A 17,995-nucleotide genomic window follows, 5' to 3' on the forward strand; every position below is an offset into this window, starting at 1 on the left:
AACGTAAGGGCATGTCCAATCACATCAGCGAACTGTTCGTGGACGTGCGGGCACGCATAGTTCTGCTGGCGGCCCTCTCGGTCATGCTGACGGCTGCGACGGCGGCGTGGTCGCAGCAGCCGCAGCTTCAGGTCGCGCCATCGCAGCAAGCCGCACCGCCGCCGGCCGCGTCTCCGCCTGCTCCGGAGCGCAACAATCCGGGGCTGGTGGAAGAACTCGGCAAGCTGCTGAAGGATTCGGCCTCCGGTCTCAGCTCGACGCTGCCCAGCGCCGGTCAGGCCCTCGATGGTTTGAACTCGAGCGCCAAGGACGCGACCGACAGCCTGAAGCGGATTGCACCGCTGTCCGGCCAGACGGTGACTACGGGACGCACGCTTTGTCCTGCCGCGGCCAATGGCGCGCCGGACTGCAAGCTCGCGGCAGACCAGCTCTGCAAGGCGAAGGGCTACGCGGAAGGCCGCAGCGTCGACATCGAATCCAGCCAGAAATGCTCGGCAAAAGCGTATTTTTCCGGCAACGGCGCGTGCCGGACCGAAAATTTCGTCACACGGGCCGTTTGCCAGTAGACGCAAGCCTCTTTCAAGAAATGCGCGTAGCCCCTATGACCGTGGCACAATTGCTGCGGCAATAGCGCCCGCGCGTGTTTCATTCTGCGGAAGAGGATTTTCTTGATGTCGATGCCTGCCTTGTTCAAAGGTCGCCTTTCGATTCCGGTGATCGGGTCGCCGCTGTTCATTGTGTCGGGACCGGATCTCGTCATCGCCCAGTGCAAGGCGGGAATCGTCGGCTCGTTTCCAGCGTTGAACGCGCGTCCGGCTGCGCTGCTCGATGAATGGCTGCACCGGATCAAGGAAGAGCTGGCGGCGCATGACAAGGCGCATCCCGATCGTCTGTCCGCGCCGTTCGCCGTCAACCAGATCGTGCACAAGTCCAACAACCGTCTCGATCAGGATCTGGCGGTGTGTGAGAAGCACAAGGTGCCAATGGTGATCACCTCGCTCGGCGCGCGTGAGGAGTTGAATCAGGCGGTGCATGGCTGGGGCGGCATCACTTTTCACGACGTGATCAACCAGAAATTCGCGCACAAGGCGATCGAGAAGGGCGCTGACGGTCTGGTGCTGGTGGCTGCCGGTGCAGGCGGTCATGCCGGCGCCATTTCACCATTCGCGTTCGTGGCGGAGACCCGGCAATGGTTCGACGGCCCCATCGCGCTGTCCGGCGCAATGGGCAACGGGCGCGCCATTCGCGCGGCCCGCGTGCTCGGCGCGGACTTCGCCTATATCGGCTCGGCCTTTATCGCCACCAGCGAAGCCAACGCGCCGGAGAACTACAAGGACATGATCGCGTCGTCGGCGGCCGAAGATATCGTCTATTCGAATCTTTTCACCGGCGTGCACGGCAATTATCTCAAGCCGTCGATCGTGGCCGCGGGCATGGACCCGGACAATCTGCCGGTTTCCGATCCGTCGAAGATGAACTTCGGCACCGACGCCAGCGGCGAACGTAACAAGCCAAAGGCCTGGAAGGAAATCTGGGGAAGCGGGCAAGGCATCGGAAGTGTCGACAAGGTGCAGCCGGTCGCCGATCTGGTGGCGCGTTTCAAGGCCGAATACGAAGCCGCGATCGATCCGCCGCTCTGAACCGCGGGGGCGAAAAGCAGGAAATCATGGAAGCCGTTTTTCGCGTCGAAGGAAATCGTGCGTTCACCAGCGAGCATGCCGCGGGTCCGTGGGATCTGCGCATGCAGCATGGCGGCGCGCCGTCGTCGCTGATCGTCTGGGCGGCCGAGCGCATTCCCACGCCGCAGCCGATGCATGTGGCGCGGCTTACCGTCGATCTGATGCGTCCGGTGCCGGTGGCACCGCTGACCATCGAGACCCAGGTCGTGCGTGAGGGCCGCAAGATTCAGCTTTGCGCGGTCCGTCTGTTTGCCGATGGTGTCGAGGTCGCGCGCGCCACCGTTCTCAAGACCAGGACGCAGCCCGTTATATTTCCGGATGGGACAGCGACGGGGGCGCCGCTTGACGTTCCCGGGCCGGAAACCGGCAGGACCGACGAGGCGGGAAACTCCAGCAAGTTCATTCAGGGGCTGACGCTTCGTGCCGTGCGCGGCGGCTTTCTTCAGCCTGGCCCCGGCGCCATCTGGTTTCGCGCCGATCGCCCGATCGTCGAAGGCGCGGCGACATCGCAGGCAATGCGGGCCGCGCTTGCCGCCGATTGTTCGAATGGTGTTTCAGCGGTGCTCGATTTCGCCAAATGGAGTTTCATCAATGCGGATCTGACGGTGACGTTCGCGCGGCAACCGGTTGGCGACTGGATACTGCTGAATTCCGAAATGACGCTGGGTCCCGATGGCGCGGGCCTTGCTGTCTCGCACCTCGGCGATCTTCACGGATATTTCGGCCGCGCGATCCAGTGCCTGGTGGTTGAGCCGCGCTGAGAGCTGGAGAGACAAGCAACAAACAGGGACGCTGATGTCATTCCGAACGATTCAGACTTTGGGATTTACTCTGTTCTGTCTGCCGCTTGTTGCGCCGAATGCATGGGCGACAGGCAATCTCGATTGTTCAATCGACGACAAGCAACTGAACTTCGAGATTTTCGCATTGACCGGCGGGACCGGCGGCATTGTCCAGGTCAACCAGGGATCAATCGAGATCAAGGCCGGCGATGATAAGGCTCTGCGATCCCGGCGCGCGATCGAGCAGAAACATATCGAACACCAGTGGATTTACGGCAATGAGCTTCGGCTCCGGATCGTCGTTCCCGACGCCAAAGACGAACCCACCGGCAGCCTCATCCTGATCGGAGCCTACAAGTCCGCCGACGATTCATACGCCGGGCGCTACGTGCTTTCGCTCGATCAGGCGGGCGGTGAAAAAGTCTTCAAGGGCAGGATGAAGTGCGGCTGAGGGGCGCACCTCGGATGGCCTGCAGCTCTGAGTGATGTTCGAAAGCTGCTGGGCGGTATCCAATACTGCTGAGGTCTGCGTTCGCCGGCAAGGCCGGTTAGTCGGCGACGCGCGTCAGCACGGCCTTGAATCCGATGCTGGGAAACTCCGCTGCGGTCCCTTCGCAGATCGCGAGGTCACCTTTGACGGCTCCGTGAAACTCGATTTTGACCTCGTCGAAACCGAACACTGACGGATGGTCGGGATCCGGTGTGTGCCGGATGCTGGAAACCTTGCCCGTGATCGAATGACCGTTCTGGGTGTAGGAGCCGATATAGGCAAACGCTGAACTGCCGCCGCGGATTTTTCCATTCTCCGCGTTCACGACACCGCAAGCCTTCCCGCGTGGTGTTTCAAACTCGACTTTGTAAAGACCTTTGAGCATGACGATTCCGATGTACCGGTGTATTCACCGCTATGACTGTGGCGCCTTGGCGGCTGTTGTCAGTAGGATATGTCAACGAATGCCGTGATCGTCTATCGAACATCTTAGCATTGTAGTGCTCGGCCTGCACCACTAAAGCGCGTAAGACGTTCGTATGTGTGCGGGATGCGGATTGGCATCCGATCTATAAATTCAATGCAGACAGTTTGAGTGAATTTGTTGCGATGCATAAATTTGGATACGTGACGCGTTCGTTTGTTGAGATAGCTGATGAACAGCGCTGTCCGGAAGAATAATTGCGGACGATTATGAAGAACTCGCGTGAAGGAGAAGGCGCAGGTTTCGGTGTGTGCCCGCCGAACGGCGGCACCGGTGCGCGACGTCGAGTTCGCCAGCCGGCGCGTGTTATCGGATAGCGTCGGGTCCTGTTGCTCTGGTGTCAGCCGTCGCTCTCTTGATGCAGCTCGGAGCGTCCGTGAGCGGCCCGGTCTCGAGGATCAACAATCGTTACCGGTCGAGTTGCCCATCGATGACTTCGCTCCTTCGGCCTGCTGTGCGGCCGTAGGTTGTCCCTGCATCTGCCTCTGGGCATCCTCTGATGAGGCCGGACCACCGCCGGTTTGCTGGTTCATGATGCCCGTCGGTGGATGCTGAGCGGCGCTCGAGCTTGTTCCGACCGTTGCTCCGGTGTTGCCAGGCGTCGGGCCTGAGCCCGCGTCTCGCATTTCTGCAGATTTTCCCGTGGTGCACGGTCCTGCATGCGCTGCGCTACCGAGACCGAGTACGACCGCCATGAGAATAAGCGCCTCAGCGACTATGCGGACCTCTGCGACAACAGGGCGAGAGATGCAATGTTCCGGAAGATCTTTGGCGGCTGAACAGCAGACGAAAGTCTCGACATCCATCGGAGGCATGAACCCAAATTGCGGAAGCACTCATGGCGAACGGAACTGTCCCGCTGTCGGGACCGGTAGAGTCCGGTCGGGAAGCGAAGGGATACAGTGATGGAAAAAGAATGGTGCCCCTGGCCGGAATCGAACCAGCACTCCTTGCGGAACTCGATTTTGAGTCGAGCGCGTCTACCAATTCCGCCACAGGGGCCAACGGACCGCCACCGGAGGGCAAGGGTCACGAAGCCGGCGGAATATAGCCCCCGCCCGGCCGCGGTCAACCGCCTGTGATCGCCGCCAGCATCGACAGGAACGGGCAGGCAAGCTAGTGGTCCGATCGGGACAGGAGACCTCTAGGTGGCAAGCGACACGATGACGGGACATGCGGCCGGTTCAAGGGACGCGGTGTTCATCGCAGCCGCGGCAATTGCCGTTATTGCCGCCGCGACCATCGCGGGGGCATGGTTTTTCCAGCTTGTCCTCGATATCCGGCCCTGTCCCCTCTGTCTTGAGCAGCGCTATGCCTATTACCTTGCCATTCCGCTGGCCGCGCTGATCGCGCTGGGTGCGGCGAAGGGTGCCTCGCGGCGTCTGCTCGCCGCCGGCCTCGTCATTCTTGTCTTGGCGCTGCTGGCCAATGCCGGGCTCGGTGCTTATCACGCCGGGGTCGAGTGGGGCTTCTGGCAGGGTCCGACGGATTGCACCGGCCCGATCGTCGATTTCGGCAACACCGGCAACCTGCTGGACGGCCTCAACAAGGTGAAGGTGATCCGCTGCGACGAGGTGCAGTGGAAATTTCTCGGCTTGTCGCTGGCGGGTTACAACGTGCTGATCTCGCTGGCCATGGCGGCGCTGGCCGTGTGGGGCGTGAGCAAGACAGCGCGCTAGTCATCCGCATCCACCTGCGGTCGTCCGAACAGATGTACGATGCCCGGTGTTGCGATCGATACGAAGAAAAAGCGCGACAGATGGTGTGCGCCGACGAAAATCGGATCGATGTGTAGCGTCAGGGCCAGCGCCAGCATGGCGTCCATCGCGCCGGGTGAGAATGCGACCACGATATCGCTGAGCCGTGCATGGGTCGTCAGGGTGACGAGGCCGACGAAGATGGCCGAGACCACGATGGCCACTGTGAACGATCCGATGGCCGCCGTCATATGGCTGAGCAGGGTGCGGGCCGAAATCCGCGCAAACCGTGTGCCGATCAGCGCACCGATCCCGATCAGCGCCGCGGCATAGGCCCATGTTGGCAATCCACCCTCAATCGATCCTGAACCGTGCAGCGCGCTGGAGCCGAGCATTGCGCCGAACATCCAGCTTGCGGGAAATTTCAATACCCGCAGCACCAGTGCCGCCGCCACGCTTACCGCGACAAGGACAGCGAGCGCCAGTGGCGTTGCCGGAGCCGCGCGCAGCGGCGCGCCGCCGTGCTGCGCCAGTCCGGATGCGGCGAGGATCAGCGGCAGCGCCGCCGTGAGGATGATGACGCGCATGGTCTGCACCACCGCGATGCCGGCGACATCGGCGTGCCGTTCGTTGGCGAGCATGATGATCTGGGACAGCGCGCCGGGGCTGCCCGCCAGCAGGGCGGAAGTCCGGTCCCAGTGGTGAATGCGCTGGAGATAGAGGCTGCTGCCGATCGTGGCGCAGGAGGTGGACACGGCCAGAATGGCGATGCTGACCGGATAGGCCGCCATGTTGGTCAGCATCTGCGGCGTGACCATCGAACCCAGAGACAGTCCGAGCGTCATCAGGATGATATGCGCCATCAGCGGCGGCAGGCCCATCGGCCGGCCCGCGATGGCGGCCGCGCCGACCGTGATCATGGCCCCGGAAATCAGGCCGCCCGGAAGTTGCAGCCATTCGAACAGCAGGCCTCCCGCCAAACCGATCAGCAGCGTTTCAGACGTATGCAGGATGTCGCGCTGCGACACATGGCGAATGCGCGACAGCGTTTGAAGAACGGGCGTCATGGATGTGGGATGTGATGCACGAGGATTTCGTTATCACAAATCGGGACATGCGCCGCAAATGCGCAACCGGCATGGGTCACGCGATGGCCATGCGTGTGCCCGGCAGGCTGCTTCGCAAGGAGGGAAGAAGGGCTTGCGGTTGCTTGCCCTTCCTCGGGTCGCGAAATCAGTTGGCCTTGGTTGCGCCCTTCTTGCATTCGGAGCGGAATTTCTTGCGCTCCTTGCCATGCAAACCCTTGGCGTCCGCCTGTTTCGAACATTCGAGCGAGGCGGCGGTGCGCTCGGCCTTCGGCTTGGCCGGAGCCATCTTGTCCGGCGCGGTCTTGGTGGCGGGCGCAGGCGTCGCCGTGCCTTGGGCGAAGGCCGAGCCGCCAAGGATCAGGGAGAATGCGATGGCCGCCGCGGCAGTGCGTGAGAAGATTGTCATCATGGGATCACCTTGTGTGTCAGCCCGGCGCACGGTTGGATTGTGAGCCTGAACCGGAAATGAACGGTGCTGCGCAGCATTGATCCGGCCGATCATTATTTTTTGATTGCCGCGCGAGCCCCTCCGTTGAAACGCGGTGGCGGTCGGCTAGGATGAAGGTCTCTTGATCGCCCACGTGAGGAGATTTCGATGACGGTTAAATATTTCGCGATGGTTGCCGCCACGCTGTCGGGTTTTGCTCTCGCGGCGTCGTTCAGTCCGGCGCAGGCTCTGACGGCGCAGGAATGCAGCGCCAAGTACCAGGCGGCCAAGACTGCCGGCACGCTCGGCGATCAGAAATGGAATGACTTCCGCAAGGCGCAATGCGGCGCCGACGCCACCCCGGCGGCTGCAACCACTGCGGCTCCCAAGGAAGCGCCCAAAGCGGTCCCAAAGGCCGCCGAAACACCGAAGCCGGCTGCGGCGCCCGCGGCAGCGGCAGGACCGGCTGTATTCCCGACTGCGGTCTCCCCGAAGTATTCCAAGGAAACCGCTGGCAAGGCGCGGATGCACACCTGCGTCGATCAATACAACGCCAACAAGGCGACCAATGCCAACGGCGGTCTGAAATGGATTCAAAAGGGCGGCGGCTATTACAGCGAATGCACCAAGAAGCTGAAAGGCTGACGCAGGCTGGCTGATCTCGTCAGGGCATTGTCACGCGGCTGATGCCGTCCGACAATGCCTTTCTTGTTGCAGCAATGATTGCTGCACGGCCGGCAACGGACTGACAACATCGATGCCGCTTCACGGACGGTCTGCGAGGCTGAGGTCCTTTCTGCTCCGCATCTTTTTGCCGGTCCTGCTTTGCTATCTGTTGCTGGCCTATCTGATCCTGCCGTCGTTCTGGCGGCATTACGAACATCAGAAGAAACTCGACGGTCTGCCGATGGTGACCACCACGGCGCAAGGCATTCCTGGCGATCCGATCAATGTCGGAATGGTTGGTTCGCAAAAGGATATTCTCTGCGCCATGCGCGAGGCGGGCTGGTACGCCGCCGATCCGGTCACATGGAAATCGAGCATCGAGATTTCCGGCAGCGTGCTGCTGGACCAGCCTTATCCGCGCGCGCCGGTCAGCCCGCTGTTCTATGCCGGCCGCGCGGAGGATCTTGCGTTCGAGAAACCGGTCGGGAAGAGCGCCGACCAGCGCCATCATGTTCGGCTGTGGATGGTGTTGAAGGATGGCCAGGAAGGCCGGCCCGTCTGGCTCGGCGCAGCCACGTTCGATCGCGGCGTTGGTTTCAGCCGCTACACCGGAGCGATCACTCACCACATCGCGCCCGACATCGATCTGGACCGCAATCTGATCGAATCCAGTCTGCAGGCAGCGGGCATGATCACGGCGCGCTATCAGGTCATGGGCATCGGTTCGACGCTGCTCGGTAGAAATGGCGGCGGCGACAGTTACTTTACTGACGGCGAGGTGTGGGTGATGCGGCTTGTCGAGGGCTGCAAAAAGACAACGGTGCCTCCGGTGGTCCTCCCCAGTCCGCCCGCCGTGCAATTCAAGGACATGATCTGGAACAACATCGCAGAACTCTATCGAAATGCGTCGAAGTGAGATCGTTCGCCCATCGCCGCTATTGACTGGATTGAATGCTGACTTGCGGAAGCAAGGCGCACTCATCTAACTCTCCTGTTCGAGAAATCTCCTGCGGAGTCGTCCATGATCGCCAGCCTGAGCGTCATCCTGATCTGCCAATTGATCGGCGAAGTGATCGTGCGCGGCTTGCGTCTTCCGCTGCCGGGGCCGGTGATCGGCATGGCGCTTCTGTTTGCACTGCTGATTGCGCGGGACCGGTTCAAGGCGCTGGCGCGCGGTCCGCTGCGTGACAATGCGGTGGAGAGAACATCGAAAGGGATGCTGGCGCATCTCTCGCTGCTGTTCGTGCCCGCAGGCGTTGGCGTTGTGCAGAATCTTGACCTGCTGGCGCAACGCGGCATCGCCATCGCTCTCGTGCTTGCGGCATCGGTGGTGGTGACGCTGCTTGTCACCGCAGGCACGTTTCTGGTCATCAATCGCCTCCTGATGCGGAGGCGTCGGGCGTCATGACGAGCAATCCATTCTCGTTGTGGGTCTATCTGTCGCAAACGCCGCTGCTGTGGCTGACGGTCACGCTGGCGGTCTATGCGGCGGCGGATGCCGTGTCGCGGGCCACCCATCGCAATCCGCTGATGAATCCGGTGCTTCATTCGATCTGGGTTATCGGCGTGTTTCTGTATCTCACCGGCACCAGCTACACGACCTACTTCGGCGGCGCGCAGTTCGTGCATTTCCTGCTCGGCCCTGCGACGGTCGCGCTGGCTGTGCCGCTCTACGAGAACCGCAAGCTCGTCGCCGCCGCGATCCTGCCGATGCTGGCGGCGCTGCTGGTCGGTTCGGCGACGGCGATCGTGTCGGTGATGCTATTCGCCGAGGCCGCAGGCCTGCCGCGCGACATTGTGCTGGCGCTGGCGCCGAAGTCGGTGACGGCCGGCGTCGCCATGGGCATCTCTGAGACGCTGGGCGCCAATCCGGCCATCACCGTCATTGCGACGGTGCTGACCGGCGTCATGGGGGCCATCGTGGTGACGCCTGCGATGAACCGGCTGGGGATCACGGATTTCCGCGCGCGCGGTTTCGCGGCCGGTCTTGCCTCACATGGCATCGGCACGGCGCGGGCGTTTCAGGTCGATGAAGTCGCGGGGGTATTCGCAGGCATCGCCATGGGACTGAACGCGCTGGTGACGTCTCTGCTGGTACCTATCGCGGTCACCGTCCTGCTGCGATGAGCGGTCATTTATTATTTTAAACAACAGCGTTGTTGCGTTGCGCAATTGATCGCTGTGATGATTTCGAGATATTCGCGATGTAGCATTCCGATGTGACAATAACCGGCAGCCCAATCAGCCGGTCACATGGGAGCAAACAATGACTGGATATCTGACGCTGACCCTGTCCGCCGCGCTGTTGGCGGCGGCTGCAACAACTGCACAAGCGCAAGACTGGACAAAATCCAAGTGGGGTGCGGCCGATGAGATCGGCGCTGCCAATTACATGACGCCAGAACTGGCGGTGAAGGCAGCGCAACTGGTCAAGACCGGCAAGACTTATGCGCTCGGCATTCCAGTGGATTCCAAAACGCCGGCCTATCCGCCGCGCGGATTCAAGGTGACCATCGTTCAGCCGGGACAGGCCGGCATTTCGGGTCTTGGACCAAGCAAGACGACCTATAACGACGACATCATCGAAGGCTGGGCCGGCGTCGGCAGTCAGATCGACGGACTGGGGCACATCGGTGTCGAGCACGTCTACTACAACGGCAACAAGTTGGCCGATTTCGCCGACCCGACCGGGCTCAAGAAGCTTGGTATCGAGAAAGTGCCGCCGATCGTGGCGCGCGGTGTGCTGCTGGATATGGCGGCGCATTACGGTGTCGATGTCGTGAAGGAGGGCACCGCCTTCAACGTCAAGGAAATCGAGGAAGTCGCCAGGAAGCAGGGGGTGGAGATCAGGCAGGGCGATGTCGTGCTGTTTCATACCGGCTGGATCAGCCTGATCGGCAACGACGACAAGCGTTACAATGCGGGCGAGCCGGGTCTTGGTGTGGAAGGCGCAAAATATCTAACCGGCAAGGGCGTCGTCGCTATCGGAGCCGACACTTGGGCGCTTGAGGTCATTCCCTTCGAGTCGAAGAATATCTTCGAGGTGCACCAGATTTTGCTGCCGATGAACGGCACATATATTCTCGAGAACATGAACACGGCGGAACTGGCGAAGGACAAGGCGTATGAGTTCATGTTCGTGCTGGGCCAGCCGCGCTTCAAAGGCGGTGTTCAGAGCATGATCAATCCCGTCGCGATCAGGTAGCCGCGCTCGCGTTGAAGCTATGCCCTCGGGGATGCCCGAGGGCATTTACGGCGATCCGTCTTGCGCGCTGCGGGCCGAAAGCTAGGCTGCGGTTTTGGTCTTGTAGCGATTGGCGGCGCGGGTTCGCAACAATCCTGGGCCAAGCCCTTTTCGTGCCGCTTCGAATTTGTCCAGGCAGCAATATCCGGGAGCGATGGCAACGTAATCAGTTCCTTCCGATCGAGAGCCAATTCTCGGCGCTGCTCGATCTGCAGCCGAAGTCCGACCGCATTCAGGATGCGCTCGCCTATGTGAAGAAGAATCTGGAAAAGGATTTGTCGGTGGAAGTTCTGGCGGAGGCGGCGCGGCTCAGCCCGCGCCAGTTCAGCCGCGCGTTTCGCGCCGAAACCGGACAGTCACCGGCCAAGGCGGTGGAGAACCTGCGTGTCGAGGCGGTGCGTCTGATGATCGAGGAGGCTCGTCATCCCGTTGGGGTGATTGCGCGCGAGACGGGGTTTTCCGATCCGGAACGGATGCGGCGTGCGTTTCTGCGGACATTCGCCCCCGGCGATCAAGCGCGCTGCGCGGATGGCTGCGGCCGCGTAATCCGGTGCAGCGCTTACGGATCGAGTTCGGTGTCCCAGTAGAGATAGTCGAGCCAGCTCTCGTGCAAGTAGTTCGGTGGAAACAGCCGGCCGTTTCGATGAAGCTGGTGCACCGTCGGCGCGAACGGCATCTGGCGCGGATGCATCCGGGCCTGCTCCATCGTCATGTTGCCCTTGCGCAGGTTGCAGGGTGAGCATGCGGCGACGACATTTTCCCATGTGGTCTGGCCGCCGCGGGAGCGTGGAATAATGTGGTCGAAGGTCAGGTCATCTTGCGAGGTGCAGTACTGGCAGGTGAAGCGGTCACGCAGGAAGACGTTGAACCGGGTGAAGGCGGGGTGCGTCGTCGGCTTCACGAACGACTTAAGCGAGACCACGCTCGGCAGCTGCATCTCGAAGGTCGGGCTGTGAACCGCGTGATCGTAGTTCGCAACGATATTGACGCGGTCGAGGAACACGGCCTTGACAGCATCCTGCCAGGACCAGAGCGACAACGGATAGTAACTCAGCGGCCGGAAGTCCGCGTTCAACACCAGCACCGGCCAACCGCCTTGTGACACATGTGCGTTCAAGTAACGCTCCTGGCCCCAAACCCCAATTGGCTGCGAAGCAGCTTGGGATGACATACTACAGGCAGCGTGACGGGATTGTGAAGAGCGTTTCCGCTCACCCTCAGGTGACTGCGCCGGCTCAGTCGGCCATCGACAGCATGTGCGCCTGTGCCGGCTTTACGCGGCCCTTGAGCGTGTCGAGATAGATTCGCTGGACCGCATCGGAACCCCGGCTTTCCACAATCTCCAGCTTCGGTCCCAGCGCCGCCGTGAAGCCGGACCAGACCGCGCCGAATCGCTGGTCGATCCCTCCCGGACCCCATTCCTTGGCGCGCCTGCGGATCTGGTCCGGCGCGAAGAACCACGTCGGCCTGGCTCCGGGCAGGCTGTCGTCGTCCGGGGCTGCATCCTGATGGGTCAGGCCGACCCGGCCGCTGTAGACCATGCGGTCGCCGAAGCGCCGGTGCAGCCGGGTGCGCAGATCTGGATTGCCAGCCATGTCGACAAAGGCTGTGGGCTGAACCGGCATCGATTCGACCTTGTCGTAGGTCACGACCTCATCGTAGCAGCCCAGCGATGTGACGAAGTCGACATTCGCTGCGGAGGTCAGGCCAATCACGCGCACCGGCTTGCGATGGGTATGCAGCAGCCACGCCAGTCCGAATGCCGTCTTGCTCGATGCACTGGAGAGGATCACGCTGGTGGCACCGAAGAAATCCTTGTCGGCGAGAAAGTCGTCCACGAGGAATGACAGCATGAACAACGGACGCAGCAGCGCCTGATAGTCGCCCTCGTGGCCCTCGAACGCCGGGTCGCCGGTGACGCGCGCATAGGTGTTGTAGACCGGCGATACATTTTGCCGGTGAGTGGCGGCGTCGCGGAAACCGGTTCTCTTCACGTCGGCGGCTTCGATCACAAGATGCGTCGCCATGGGAAAATAGCCGAACAATACTTCGCCCCTGGCGATGTCCGGATGGCGCGATTCCATAACTTTGCCGAATCCCCACACCGGAATGTTGCCGAACCCTTCCGGTGCGGGAAACAGATCCCAGTATTTCAACTGATCGCCGAGCATGGCGTAGGTGATGTTGTTCGCGGTGAATGCGAAGCGGTCGACCTTCACCAGCAGGCCGTCTTCCGGCAGTTGCATCGCGCCCGGCAACGGCGTCTCGATCAGCCGGCACTTCGCTAGATCGTTGCGCTCCACGACAAATTGAGTCGATGATGTCATTTGCGTGCTCCCGCCTTTGTTGCTGCTTTCTTTCGGCGTGCAGTCTTCTCCGGCTTTGCTGACGCTTTTGCGACGCGGGATTTGTTTAAAACGCCTTTGCTGTTTGAAACTGATTTCGCCTTTCTTGGCTTGATTGTCTTCTTGTCAGTTCCCGCGATCACGCCCTCGCGTTTTTTCACGGCATGATAGTACGACCACCACAGATGCGCTGCGGCGCCACGGAATGGCCGCCACGGTTCGGCGAGGGGATGCATCTCTTTCACCGTCGGCCGCGCTTTCAGCCCGAGGCCGATCCGCATCGCCTCCTGCACGGCGAGATCGCCCGCCGGCCATGCATCGCCGTGGCCGAGGCAGAACAGAAGATAGATGTCGGCGGTCCAAGGTCCGATGCCATGCAGCTTGGTCAGCGTCGCGTGTGCCACGTCCGCATCTTCTTCCGCGAGCACATCGAGATTGATTCGCTCCGCGCTCAGCTCACGGGCGATGAATTTCAGCGTCTTGATTTTCGCCGCCGAGAGGCCGAGACGCCCGAGCCGGTCCGCGCGCGCGGTCTTCAGCGCATCGTGATGAAATGGATTGAACGATGTGCTGACGCGGCCCCAGATTGCCGCAGCGGCCTTGGTCGATAGTTGCTGCCCGCAGACGATCGCCGCGAGACCTGCGAAGCCGGGTTCGCGCCGCCGCAGGGCCGGCATCCCCGCAACCTCGAGCACGGGCCCGAGCCGGGGATCGAACCGGACCAGCGCATTGATCGCGTCTTCGAGGTCGGCTTGTGTGTCGAGGTGGACTGTCATTGAATTAACAAGCATGAAGGGAAAAAGGCGAGGGTGCAAATGCCACCGCACTGCATCAGATAAGTTTGAATCATGCCGCCACCCGTTTTCCGGTTTGCTCCGAGCCCGAATGGATTTCTCCATCTCGGTCACGCGCGCTCGGCGTTGCTGAATTTCGATCTGGCGCGGCAGAGTGGCGGACGATTGCTGCTGCGCATCGAGGACATCGATGCGACCCGCTGCCGGCCGGAATACGAACAGGCGATTTATGACGACCTCGCATGGCTCGATATCGTTTGGGAACAGCCGGTACGGCGGCAGTCCGAGCATCTGCCGCTCTACAGTGAAGCGGTCGAGCGCCTGACGCGCGACGGTCTGCTCTATCCGGCATTCGAAAGCCGTGGGGAGATCGCTCGGCTGGTGGGGGAGAAGGAGCGGGCGGGCGCGTGGCCGCGCGATCCCGATGGCGCGCCGCTCTATCCAGGGACTGGCAGAACGTTGCCGGACGATGAGCGTGACCGGAATCTACAGGCAGCCACGCCCTATGCCTTGCGACTGGATATGGATGCGGCCATCGCGCGCGCTGGCCCCCTGTCGTGGACGGAATTGGGCGCAGGTCCACAAGGAGAAACGGGCACGGTGCCGGCGCGCCCCGAGCAGTGGGGCGACGTGATCCTGGCGCGGAAGGATACGCCGACGAGCTATCATTTGTCGGTGGCGATTGATGACGCCTTGCAGGGCGTGACCCATGTGGTGCGCGGACATGACCTGTTCTGGGCGACCGGCGTGCACCGCCTGCTTCAGTCCTTGCTCGGTCTTCCCCAGCCCCTCTATCGTCATCATGCCTTGGTGCTGGATGAGACGGGGCGGAAACTGTCGAAATCGACGCAATCCACCGCGCTTCGGGAGTTGCGGGCGGGCGGGGCGACACCGGCGGACGTGCGGCGTCTTGTCGGTATTAACCTGCTCTAAACCTGTGGCGGCGTGACTCGGCAGCCTCCGACATGCCATGTTGGCCGCCAGTGTCCTGAATCCGAAGTTCGCTCCGGAACGTGCTGCAAAGGAGGCGAACTTCGGATTCAGGACACTGGAAATTTATAACTTCAGTGTGGTGTTGGTTCTCAAGTCCGCAAAAGAACGTGCTGCAGAAACAATGCGGGTTTGCGAACCGCCACACTGGATGGGTTGGGGAATCATGGCGGCGAAATTGCCCGCAAAACGCAGCCTGAAGGCGCGCGCTCAGCGTGCGGCGAAGTCGGCTGCACCGAAGAAACGCGCGCCGAAAAAACGTCTACCGAGCAAGAAGGCCCCTAAACCAGCCGAAAAAAAATCCCGGCTGCAACGTGCGCCGTTCGAAGCCCGCATCGTCGAGGCGGCGCTGGCCGCTTTCGCCCACGAGGTCCGCACCCCGCTGACCGGCATTCTTGCGATCAGTTCGCTGCTCGCGACATCCGAACTCGGCGAGCGGGAACGGCGCTGGGTGGATACAATCAAGGTCGGCGCGGAGCATCTGGCGGCGCTCGCCACGCTGTTCGTTGATGCCGCGCGCAGCGGCAACGCCGGGCTCGCTGTGAGACAGGATTTTTTCGATCTCCGGGCGCTGGCGCTGGCGATCGGAGATTCACTGGCGGGCCGTGCTGCCGCCAAGGGCTTGCAGTCGCAGGTCGAGATCGCTGCGAAACTGCCGGGCTTCGTGATCGGCGATCCGGTTCGTCTGCGGGCCGCGCTGGAAAACCTGATCGACAACGCCGTCAAGTTCACGCCGCAGGGCAAGGTCGCGCTAAGCGTGTCCGCCCGGGCTGGCGCCGGCAGGAAGTTCAGCGTCGTGTTCGCGGTGTCCGACAGCGGCATCGGGTTGTCGCTGGCGGAGATCAAGCGGCTGTTCAAGCCGTTCTCACAAGCGAATGTCAGCATCGCATCCCGTTTCGGCGGCGCGGGTCTCGGTTTGTCCTCGGTCAAGCAACTGGCGCGCGCGATGGGTGGCGATGTCACCGCGTCCCAGCAGCGCGGTGGCGGAATGACGTTTACGCTCACCGTTGCGCTCAAGCGCGCCAGGGAACTGAAGAGCGAAGCGCCAGCGTCGGACGCGCTGGAATTTCCGCAGGGGCTTCGCATCCTGAGTATCGAGGACAATCCGTTCGGCCGCGTCGTGCTCAATGCCATTCTGACCGAGCTCGGCCATCAGGCGGATTTCATCGGGCGCGGTGAGGCGGCGCCGGAGCGGATTGCGCAGGGTGATTTCGATGCGGTGCTGATGGATATGGTGCTGCCGGGTATCGACGGCGTTGAAGCGATCCGGCGCATCCGCGCACTCGAAGGGATGCCGGGGCGCATCGCCATCATCGGTGTATCGGGCCGCGCCGAAGACGAGCAAGCCTCAAAGGCTGCCGGTGCCGATGCTTTCCTGACCAAGCCGGTCAGCCCGCGCGCGCTGGCGACGGCGCTTCTTGAGGCGACCGCGCGTTCTCGCGCGCCTTGACGATGCTGGCATTGAGTTCGCCGCCGTAAACGAAAATCGCGGCGATGAAATACAGGAACACCAGCGCGATCATCACCGACGCGAGGCCGGCATAGGTCGTGACATAGTTGCTCGCGAAGCGCGCGAGATACTGGCCGAACACCATGCCGGAAATCAGCGATGCAATCATGGTGACGACGATGCCCGGCATGATGTCGCGCATTCTGCGTGTGCCCGCCGGCAGCCACTTGTGCAGGATAATCAGCGCGACGATCATCGCGGCGATGGTGAGACCGTAACGCAAAAAATTGAAAAGATTTTCGTTGGGCTCGACGCGCAGCGGAACATAGCGTCGCGCGAAGGCCAGAATGAGCGGACCGAGCACGATGAGAAACGCCATCGCCAGCGACATCACCGCCGCAACCATGGTGTAGCCGATCGACTCGAGGCGGAGCCAGTACCAGCGCCGCGGCTCGACCACGCTGTAGGCCCGGTTGAGTCCGACGCGAAGGCTCTCGACGCCGTTCGAGGCAAAATATATTGCAAGCACGAGGCCTATGGTCAGCGTCCCGCCGTGTGACTGGGTCAGCACATCGTGAATTTCGCCGGACAGTGCGCTGGCGACTTGCGAGGGCCAAGTATCCAGCATGAGCTGGGCGGCCTGGTCGGCAAGATCCTCGGAGCCGAAGAATCCGGCGAGCGACGTGATCACGATCAGGAAGGGAAACAGCGCCATCAGCGCTGACAGTGCAATGTGACTGGCGATCGCCCAGCCGTCATCGGCCAGGAACGTGTAAAACGCATCGAGCGCGACGTTGAAGGCCTTGAGGAGTTGCCTCACATTCCACCCTGATCCATCACAGCCATGATTTAACGCGCCGGAGGCTTAAAGTCATGTACGGTTGAGCAGGCAAAAGGTTCTCTCCAGTCGATTTTTTGGGAGGGAATGGCGCAACGCCGCCGCCGGTGTTATGTACCCGTCATGTCATCCTTTCTCTCAACTGTCGTCCTTCCCATTGCCCTCGCCGCGGTCACGATCGTGCTTCTGCTCGGTCTGTTCAACATGATGCGCGGCGGCTCTCCAAATACCTCGCAGAAGCTGATGCGGCTGCGTGTGTTGTTTCAGTTCATCGCCGTCGTCATCGCGATGCTTGCCGTCTGGCTGCTCGGCAAGAGCTGATTGACGAAGGCGGACTGGTTCAGCCGTTACCCCACTGCCAAAACGGATCGATGCGATGGTCATTCTCAATCGGATTTATACCCGCACCGGTGACGACGGCACCACGGCGCTGGGCAGCGGCGAGCGCCGCCCGAAATACGATCTTCGCGTCAGCGCCTATGGAACCGTGGACGAGACCAACGCCGCCATCGGCGTCGCCCGTCTGCATCTGGGGGAGGCGCAGCCCATCGATGCCATGCTCGGGCGGGTGCAGAACGACCTGTTCGATCTCGGCGCCGACCTGGCGGTGCCGCAGCGTGAGGGCAAGGCGGAGCGGCTGCGCGTACTGGCGACGCAGGTCGAGCGCCTCGAGCAGGACATCGACGCGCTCAACGCTGATCTCGCGCCGCTGAACTCGTTCATTTTGCCTGGCGGAACGCCGGCCGCCGCCCACCTGCATCTGGCGCGCACCATCTGCCGCCGGGCGGAACGCATGGTGGTGGAACTGGCATCCCAGCCGAACGAGCCGGTGAGCGATGCGGCCATCCAGTATCTGAACCGGCTGTCGGATTTTCTGTTCGTCGCCAGCCGCGCGGTTAACGACAATGGCGCCCGCGATGTGCTCTGGGTCCCCGGCCAGAACCGGTGAAAGATATTAGGTATACCTTCCTTGATTTCCAGTTTTCGCGCGTTGACCCGGGTTGGCGGGACCATTAGGTTC

21 protein-coding genes, 1 tRNA gene and 1 pseudogene are annotated in these 17,995 nt (G+C 61.9%); 15 read left to right on the plus strand and 8 right to left on the minus strand.

The annotated features are described in order from the left end of the window. Window positions 1-11: 11 nt before the first annotated feature. The 4 genes from LVY71_RS21335 to LVY71_RS21350 all read left to right on the plus strand — a co-directional run bounded on the left by LVY71_RS21335 (window position 12) and on the right by LVY71_RS21350 (window position 2,912). A complete protein-coding gene (locus tag LVY71_RS21335) occupies window positions 12-566 on the plus strand; it encodes a hypothetical protein (protein ID WP_235101937.1) in 555 nt (184 codons plus the stop codon). 105 nt (window positions 567-671) lie between these two features. After that, entirely contained in the window at window positions 672-1,640 is a 969-nt protein-coding gene (locus LVY71_RS21340) for an NAD(P)H-dependent flavin oxidoreductase (protein ID WP_235101938.1), read from the plus strand. A 26-nt stretch (window positions 1,641-1,666) separates the two neighbouring features. Next, complete coding sequence (locus LVY71_RS21345; protein ID WP_235101939.1) at window positions 1,667-2,440, plus strand: thioesterase family protein; 774 nt, start codon at window positions 1,667-1,669, stop codon at window positions 2,438-2,440. A gap of 34 nt (window positions 2,441-2,474) precedes the next feature. Next, a complete protein-coding gene (locus tag LVY71_RS21350) occupies window positions 2,475-2,912 on the plus strand; it encodes a hypothetical protein (RefSeq protein ID WP_235101940.1) in 438 nt (145 codons plus the stop codon). Window positions 2,913-3,009: 97 nt separating this feature from the next. Here LVY71_RS21350 and LVY71_RS21355 read toward each other — a convergent pair whose 3' ends face one another. After that, window positions 3,010-3,336 carry a hypothetical protein gene (locus LVY71_RS21355; protein WP_235101941.1) on the minus strand — a complete coding sequence of 109 codons (327 nt, stop codon included), beginning with the start codon at window positions 3,334-3,336 and terminating at the stop codon, window positions 3,010-3,012. A 1,016-nt stretch (window positions 3,337-4,352) separates the two neighbouring features. Next, window positions 4,353-4,437, minus strand: a tRNA-Leu gene (locus tag LVY71_RS21360). A 161-nt stretch (window positions 4,438-4,598) separates the two neighbouring features. Here LVY71_RS21360 and LVY71_RS21365 point away from each other — a divergent pair. Then, complete coding sequence (locus LVY71_RS21365; RefSeq protein ID WP_235102199.1) at window positions 4,599-5,114, plus strand: disulfide bond formation protein B; 516 nt, start codon at window positions 4,599-4,601, stop codon at window positions 5,112-5,114. On the opposite strand, the gene LVY71_RS21370 is transcribed toward LVY71_RS21365, so the two are convergent. Then, window positions 5,111-6,199: an AbrB family transcriptional regulator gene (locus LVY71_RS21370; RefSeq protein ID WP_235101942.1), complete on the minus strand. Its 1,089-nt coding sequence runs from the start codon at window positions 6,197-6,199 to the stop codon at window positions 5,111-5,113. The genes LVY71_RS21365 and LVY71_RS21370 overlap by 4 nt on opposite strands. A 166-nt stretch (window positions 6,200-6,365) precedes the next feature. Continuing rightward, window positions 6,366-6,626, minus strand: a complete 261-nt coding sequence (locus LVY71_RS21375; protein WP_235101943.1) for a PsiF family protein — start codon at window positions 6,624-6,626, stop codon at window positions 6,366-6,368. 189 nt (window positions 6,627-6,815) lie between these two features. On the opposite strand from LVY71_RS21375, the gene LVY71_RS21380 reads away from it, so the two are divergent. From LVY71_RS21380 to LVY71_RS21405, 6 genes and pseudogenes are all read left to right on the plus strand, one after another. Continuing rightward, window positions 6,816-7,292, plus strand: coding sequence for a hypothetical protein (locus LVY71_RS21380; protein ID WP_235101944.1), 477 nt, complete (start codon window positions 6,816-6,818; stop codon window positions 7,290-7,292). Between the two features lie 112 nt (window positions 7,293-7,404). Beyond that, window positions 7,405-8,229, plus strand: a complete 825-nt coding sequence (locus tag LVY71_RS21385; RefSeq protein WP_235101945.1) for an LssY C-terminal domain-containing protein — start codon at window positions 7,405-7,407, stop codon at window positions 8,227-8,229. 105 nt (window positions 8,230-8,334) lie between these two features. Beyond that, window positions 8,335-8,721, plus strand: coding sequence for a CidA/LrgA family protein (locus tag LVY71_RS21390; protein ID WP_235101946.1), 387 nt, complete (start codon window positions 8,335-8,337; stop codon window positions 8,719-8,721). Further along, window positions 8,718-9,440 carry an LrgB family protein gene (locus LVY71_RS21395; protein ID WP_235101947.1) on the plus strand — a complete coding sequence of 241 codons (723 nt, stop codon included), beginning with the start codon at window positions 8,718-8,720 and terminating at the stop codon, window positions 9,438-9,440. Before LVY71_RS21390 ends, LVY71_RS21395 begins: the two co-directional genes overlap by 4 nt. Before the next feature lie 139 nt (window positions 9,441-9,579). Next, window positions 9,580-10,518 carry a cyclase family protein gene (locus tag LVY71_RS21400; RefSeq protein WP_235101948.1) on the plus strand — a complete coding sequence of 313 codons (939 nt, stop codon included), beginning with the start codon at window positions 9,580-9,582 and terminating at the stop codon, window positions 10,516-10,518. Window positions 10,519-10,739: 221 nt separating this feature from the next. Then, window positions 10,740-11,144: pseudogene (locus LVY71_RS21405) on the plus strand (helix-turn-helix domain-containing protein); the annotation flags it as partial. Here the strand turns inward: LVY71_RS21405 and LVY71_RS21410 are convergent. From LVY71_RS21410 to LVY71_RS21420, 3 genes are all read right to left on the minus strand, one after another. Next, the gene (locus tag LVY71_RS21410) at window positions 11,117-11,674 is read right to left on the minus strand and encodes an HNH endonuclease (RefSeq protein ID WP_235101949.1); all 558 of its coding nucleotides are present in this window, start codon (window positions 11,672-11,674) and stop codon (window positions 11,117-11,119) included. The pseudogene LVY71_RS21405 and the gene LVY71_RS21410 overlap by 28 nt on opposite strands. 118 nt (window positions 11,675-11,792) lie before the next feature. Further along, a complete protein-coding gene (locus LVY71_RS21415) occupies window positions 11,793-12,884 on the minus strand; it encodes a DUF2855 family protein (RefSeq protein ID WP_235101950.1) in 1,092 nt (363 codons plus the stop codon). After that, window positions 12,881-13,678 carry a DNA-3-methyladenine glycosylase family protein gene (locus tag LVY71_RS21420; RefSeq protein WP_235101951.1) on the minus strand — a complete coding sequence of 266 codons (798 nt, stop codon included), beginning with the start codon at window positions 13,676-13,678 and terminating at the stop codon, window positions 12,881-12,883. The genes LVY71_RS21415 and LVY71_RS21420 overlap by 4 nt, the downstream gene beginning before the upstream one ends. Before the next feature lie 72 nt (window positions 13,679-13,750). Between LVY71_RS21420 and gluQRS the strand changes: the two genes are divergently transcribed. Both gluQRS and LVY71_RS21430 read left to right on the plus strand, forming a co-directional pair. Then, window positions 13,751-14,629 carry a tRNA glutamyl-Q(34) synthetase GluQRS gene (gene gluQRS, locus LVY71_RS21425; RefSeq protein WP_235101952.1) on the plus strand — a complete coding sequence of 293 codons (879 nt, stop codon included), beginning with the start codon at window positions 13,751-13,753 and terminating at the stop codon, window positions 14,627-14,629. A 223-nt stretch (window positions 14,630-14,852) separates the two neighbouring features. Continuing rightward, on the plus strand, window positions 14,853-16,136 hold the full coding sequence (locus LVY71_RS21430) for an ATP-binding protein (protein ID WP_235101953.1): 1,284 nt from the start codon (window positions 14,853-14,855) through the stop codon (window positions 16,134-16,136). Here LVY71_RS21430 and LVY71_RS21435 read toward each other — a convergent pair. Beyond that, the gene (locus tag LVY71_RS21435; RefSeq protein ID WP_235101954.1) at window positions 16,075-16,956 is read right to left on the minus strand and encodes a YihY/virulence factor BrkB family protein; all 882 of its coding nucleotides are present in this window, start codon (window positions 16,954-16,956) and stop codon (window positions 16,075-16,077) included. The genes LVY71_RS21430 and LVY71_RS21435 overlap by 62 nt on opposite strands. 141 nt (window positions 16,957-17,097) lie before the next feature. Between LVY71_RS21435 and LVY71_RS21440 the strand changes: the two genes are divergently transcribed. Together LVY71_RS21440 and LVY71_RS21445 are read left to right on the plus strand one after the other, a co-directional pair. After that, a complete protein-coding gene (locus LVY71_RS21440; protein ID WP_235101955.1) occupies window positions 17,098-17,295 on the plus strand; it encodes a twin transmembrane helix small protein in 198 nt (65 codons plus the stop codon). Window positions 17,296-17,350: 55 nt separating this feature from the next. Beyond that, on the plus strand, window positions 17,351-17,923 hold the full coding sequence (locus LVY71_RS21445; protein WP_235101956.1) for a cob(I)yrinic acid a,c-diamide adenosyltransferase: 573 nt from the start codon (window positions 17,351-17,353) through the stop codon (window positions 17,921-17,923). The last annotated feature ends 72 nt before the right edge of the window (window positions 17,924-17,995 follow it).

The sequence above is a fragment of the Bradyrhizobium sp. G127 genome (assembly GCF_021502575.1).
Classification (GTDB): Bacteria; Pseudomonadota; Alphaproteobacteria; order Rhizobiales; family Xanthobacteraceae; genus Afipia.

Bases quoted from the DNA above. Each gene is read 5' to 3' on its own strand.
- LVY71_RS21395 (WP_235101947.1), top strand. From the start codon at position 8,718: ATGACGAGCAATCCATTCTCGTTGTGGGTCTATCTGTCGCAAACGCCG.
- LVY71_RS21440 (WP_235101955.1), top strand. From the start codon at position 17,098: ATGTCATCCTTTCTCTCAACTGTCGTCCTTCCCATTGCCCTCGCCGCG.
- LVY71_RS21415 (WP_235101950.1), bottom strand. From the start codon at position 12,884: ATGACATCATCGACTCAATTTGTCGTGGAGCGCAACGATCTAGCGAAG.
- gluQRS (WP_235101952.1), top strand. From the start codon at position 13,751: ATGCCGCCACCCGTTTTCCGGTTTGCTCCGAGCCCGAATGGATTTCTC.
- LVY71_RS21340 (WP_235101938.1), top strand. From the start codon at position 672: ATGTCGATGCCTGCCTTGTTCAAAGGTCGCCTTTCGATTCCGGTGATC.
- LVY71_RS21390 (WP_235101946.1), top strand. From the start codon at position 8,335: ATGATCGCCAGCCTGAGCGTCATCCTGATCTGCCAATTGATCGGCGAA.
- LVY71_RS21370 (WP_235101942.1), bottom strand. From the start codon at position 6,199: ATGACGCCCGTTCTTCAAACGCTGTCGCGCATTCGCCATGTGTCGCAG.
- LVY71_RS21385 (WP_235101945.1), top strand. From the start codon at position 7,405: ATGCCGCTTCACGGACGGTCTGCGAGGCTGAGGTCCTTTCTGCTCCGC.
- LVY71_RS21420 (WP_235101951.1), bottom strand. From the start codon at position 13,678: ATGACAGTCCACCTCGACACACAAGCCGACCTCGAAGACGCGATCAAT.
- LVY71_RS21445 (WP_235101956.1), top strand. From the start codon at position 17,351: ATGGTCATTCTCAATCGGATTTATACCCGCACCGGTGACGACGGCACC.
- LVY71_RS21380 (WP_235101944.1), top strand. From the start codon at position 6,816: ATGACGGTTAAATATTTCGCGATGGTTGCCGCCACGCTGTCGGGTTTT.
- LVY71_RS21375 (WP_235101943.1), bottom strand. From the start codon at position 6,626: ATGACAATCTTCTCACGCACTGCCGCGGCGGCCATCGCATTCTCCCTG.
- LVY71_RS21365 (WP_235102199.1), top strand. From the start codon at position 4,599: ATGACGGGACATGCGGCCGGTTCAAGGGACGCGGTGTTCATCGCAGCC.
- LVY71_RS21355 (WP_235101941.1), bottom strand. From the start codon at position 3,336: ATGCTCAAAGGTCTTTACAAAGTCGAGTTTGAAACACCACGCGGGAAG.
- LVY71_RS21430 (WP_235101953.1), top strand. From the start codon at position 14,853: ATGGCGGCGAAATTGCCCGCAAAACGCAGCCTGAAGGCGCGCGCTCAG.
- LVY71_RS21335 (WP_235101937.1), top strand. From the start codon at position 12: ATGTCCAATCACATCAGCGAACTGTTCGTGGACGTGCGGGCACGCATA.
- LVY71_RS21345 (WP_235101939.1), top strand. From the start codon at position 1,667: ATGGAAGCCGTTTTTCGCGTCGAAGGAAATCGTGCGTTCACCAGCGAG.
- LVY71_RS21350 (WP_235101940.1), top strand. From the start codon at position 2,475: ATGTCATTCCGAACGATTCAGACTTTGGGATTTACTCTGTTCTGTCTG.
- LVY71_RS21400 (WP_235101948.1), top strand. From the start codon at position 9,580: ATGACTGGATATCTGACGCTGACCCTGTCCGCCGCGCTGTTGGCGGCG.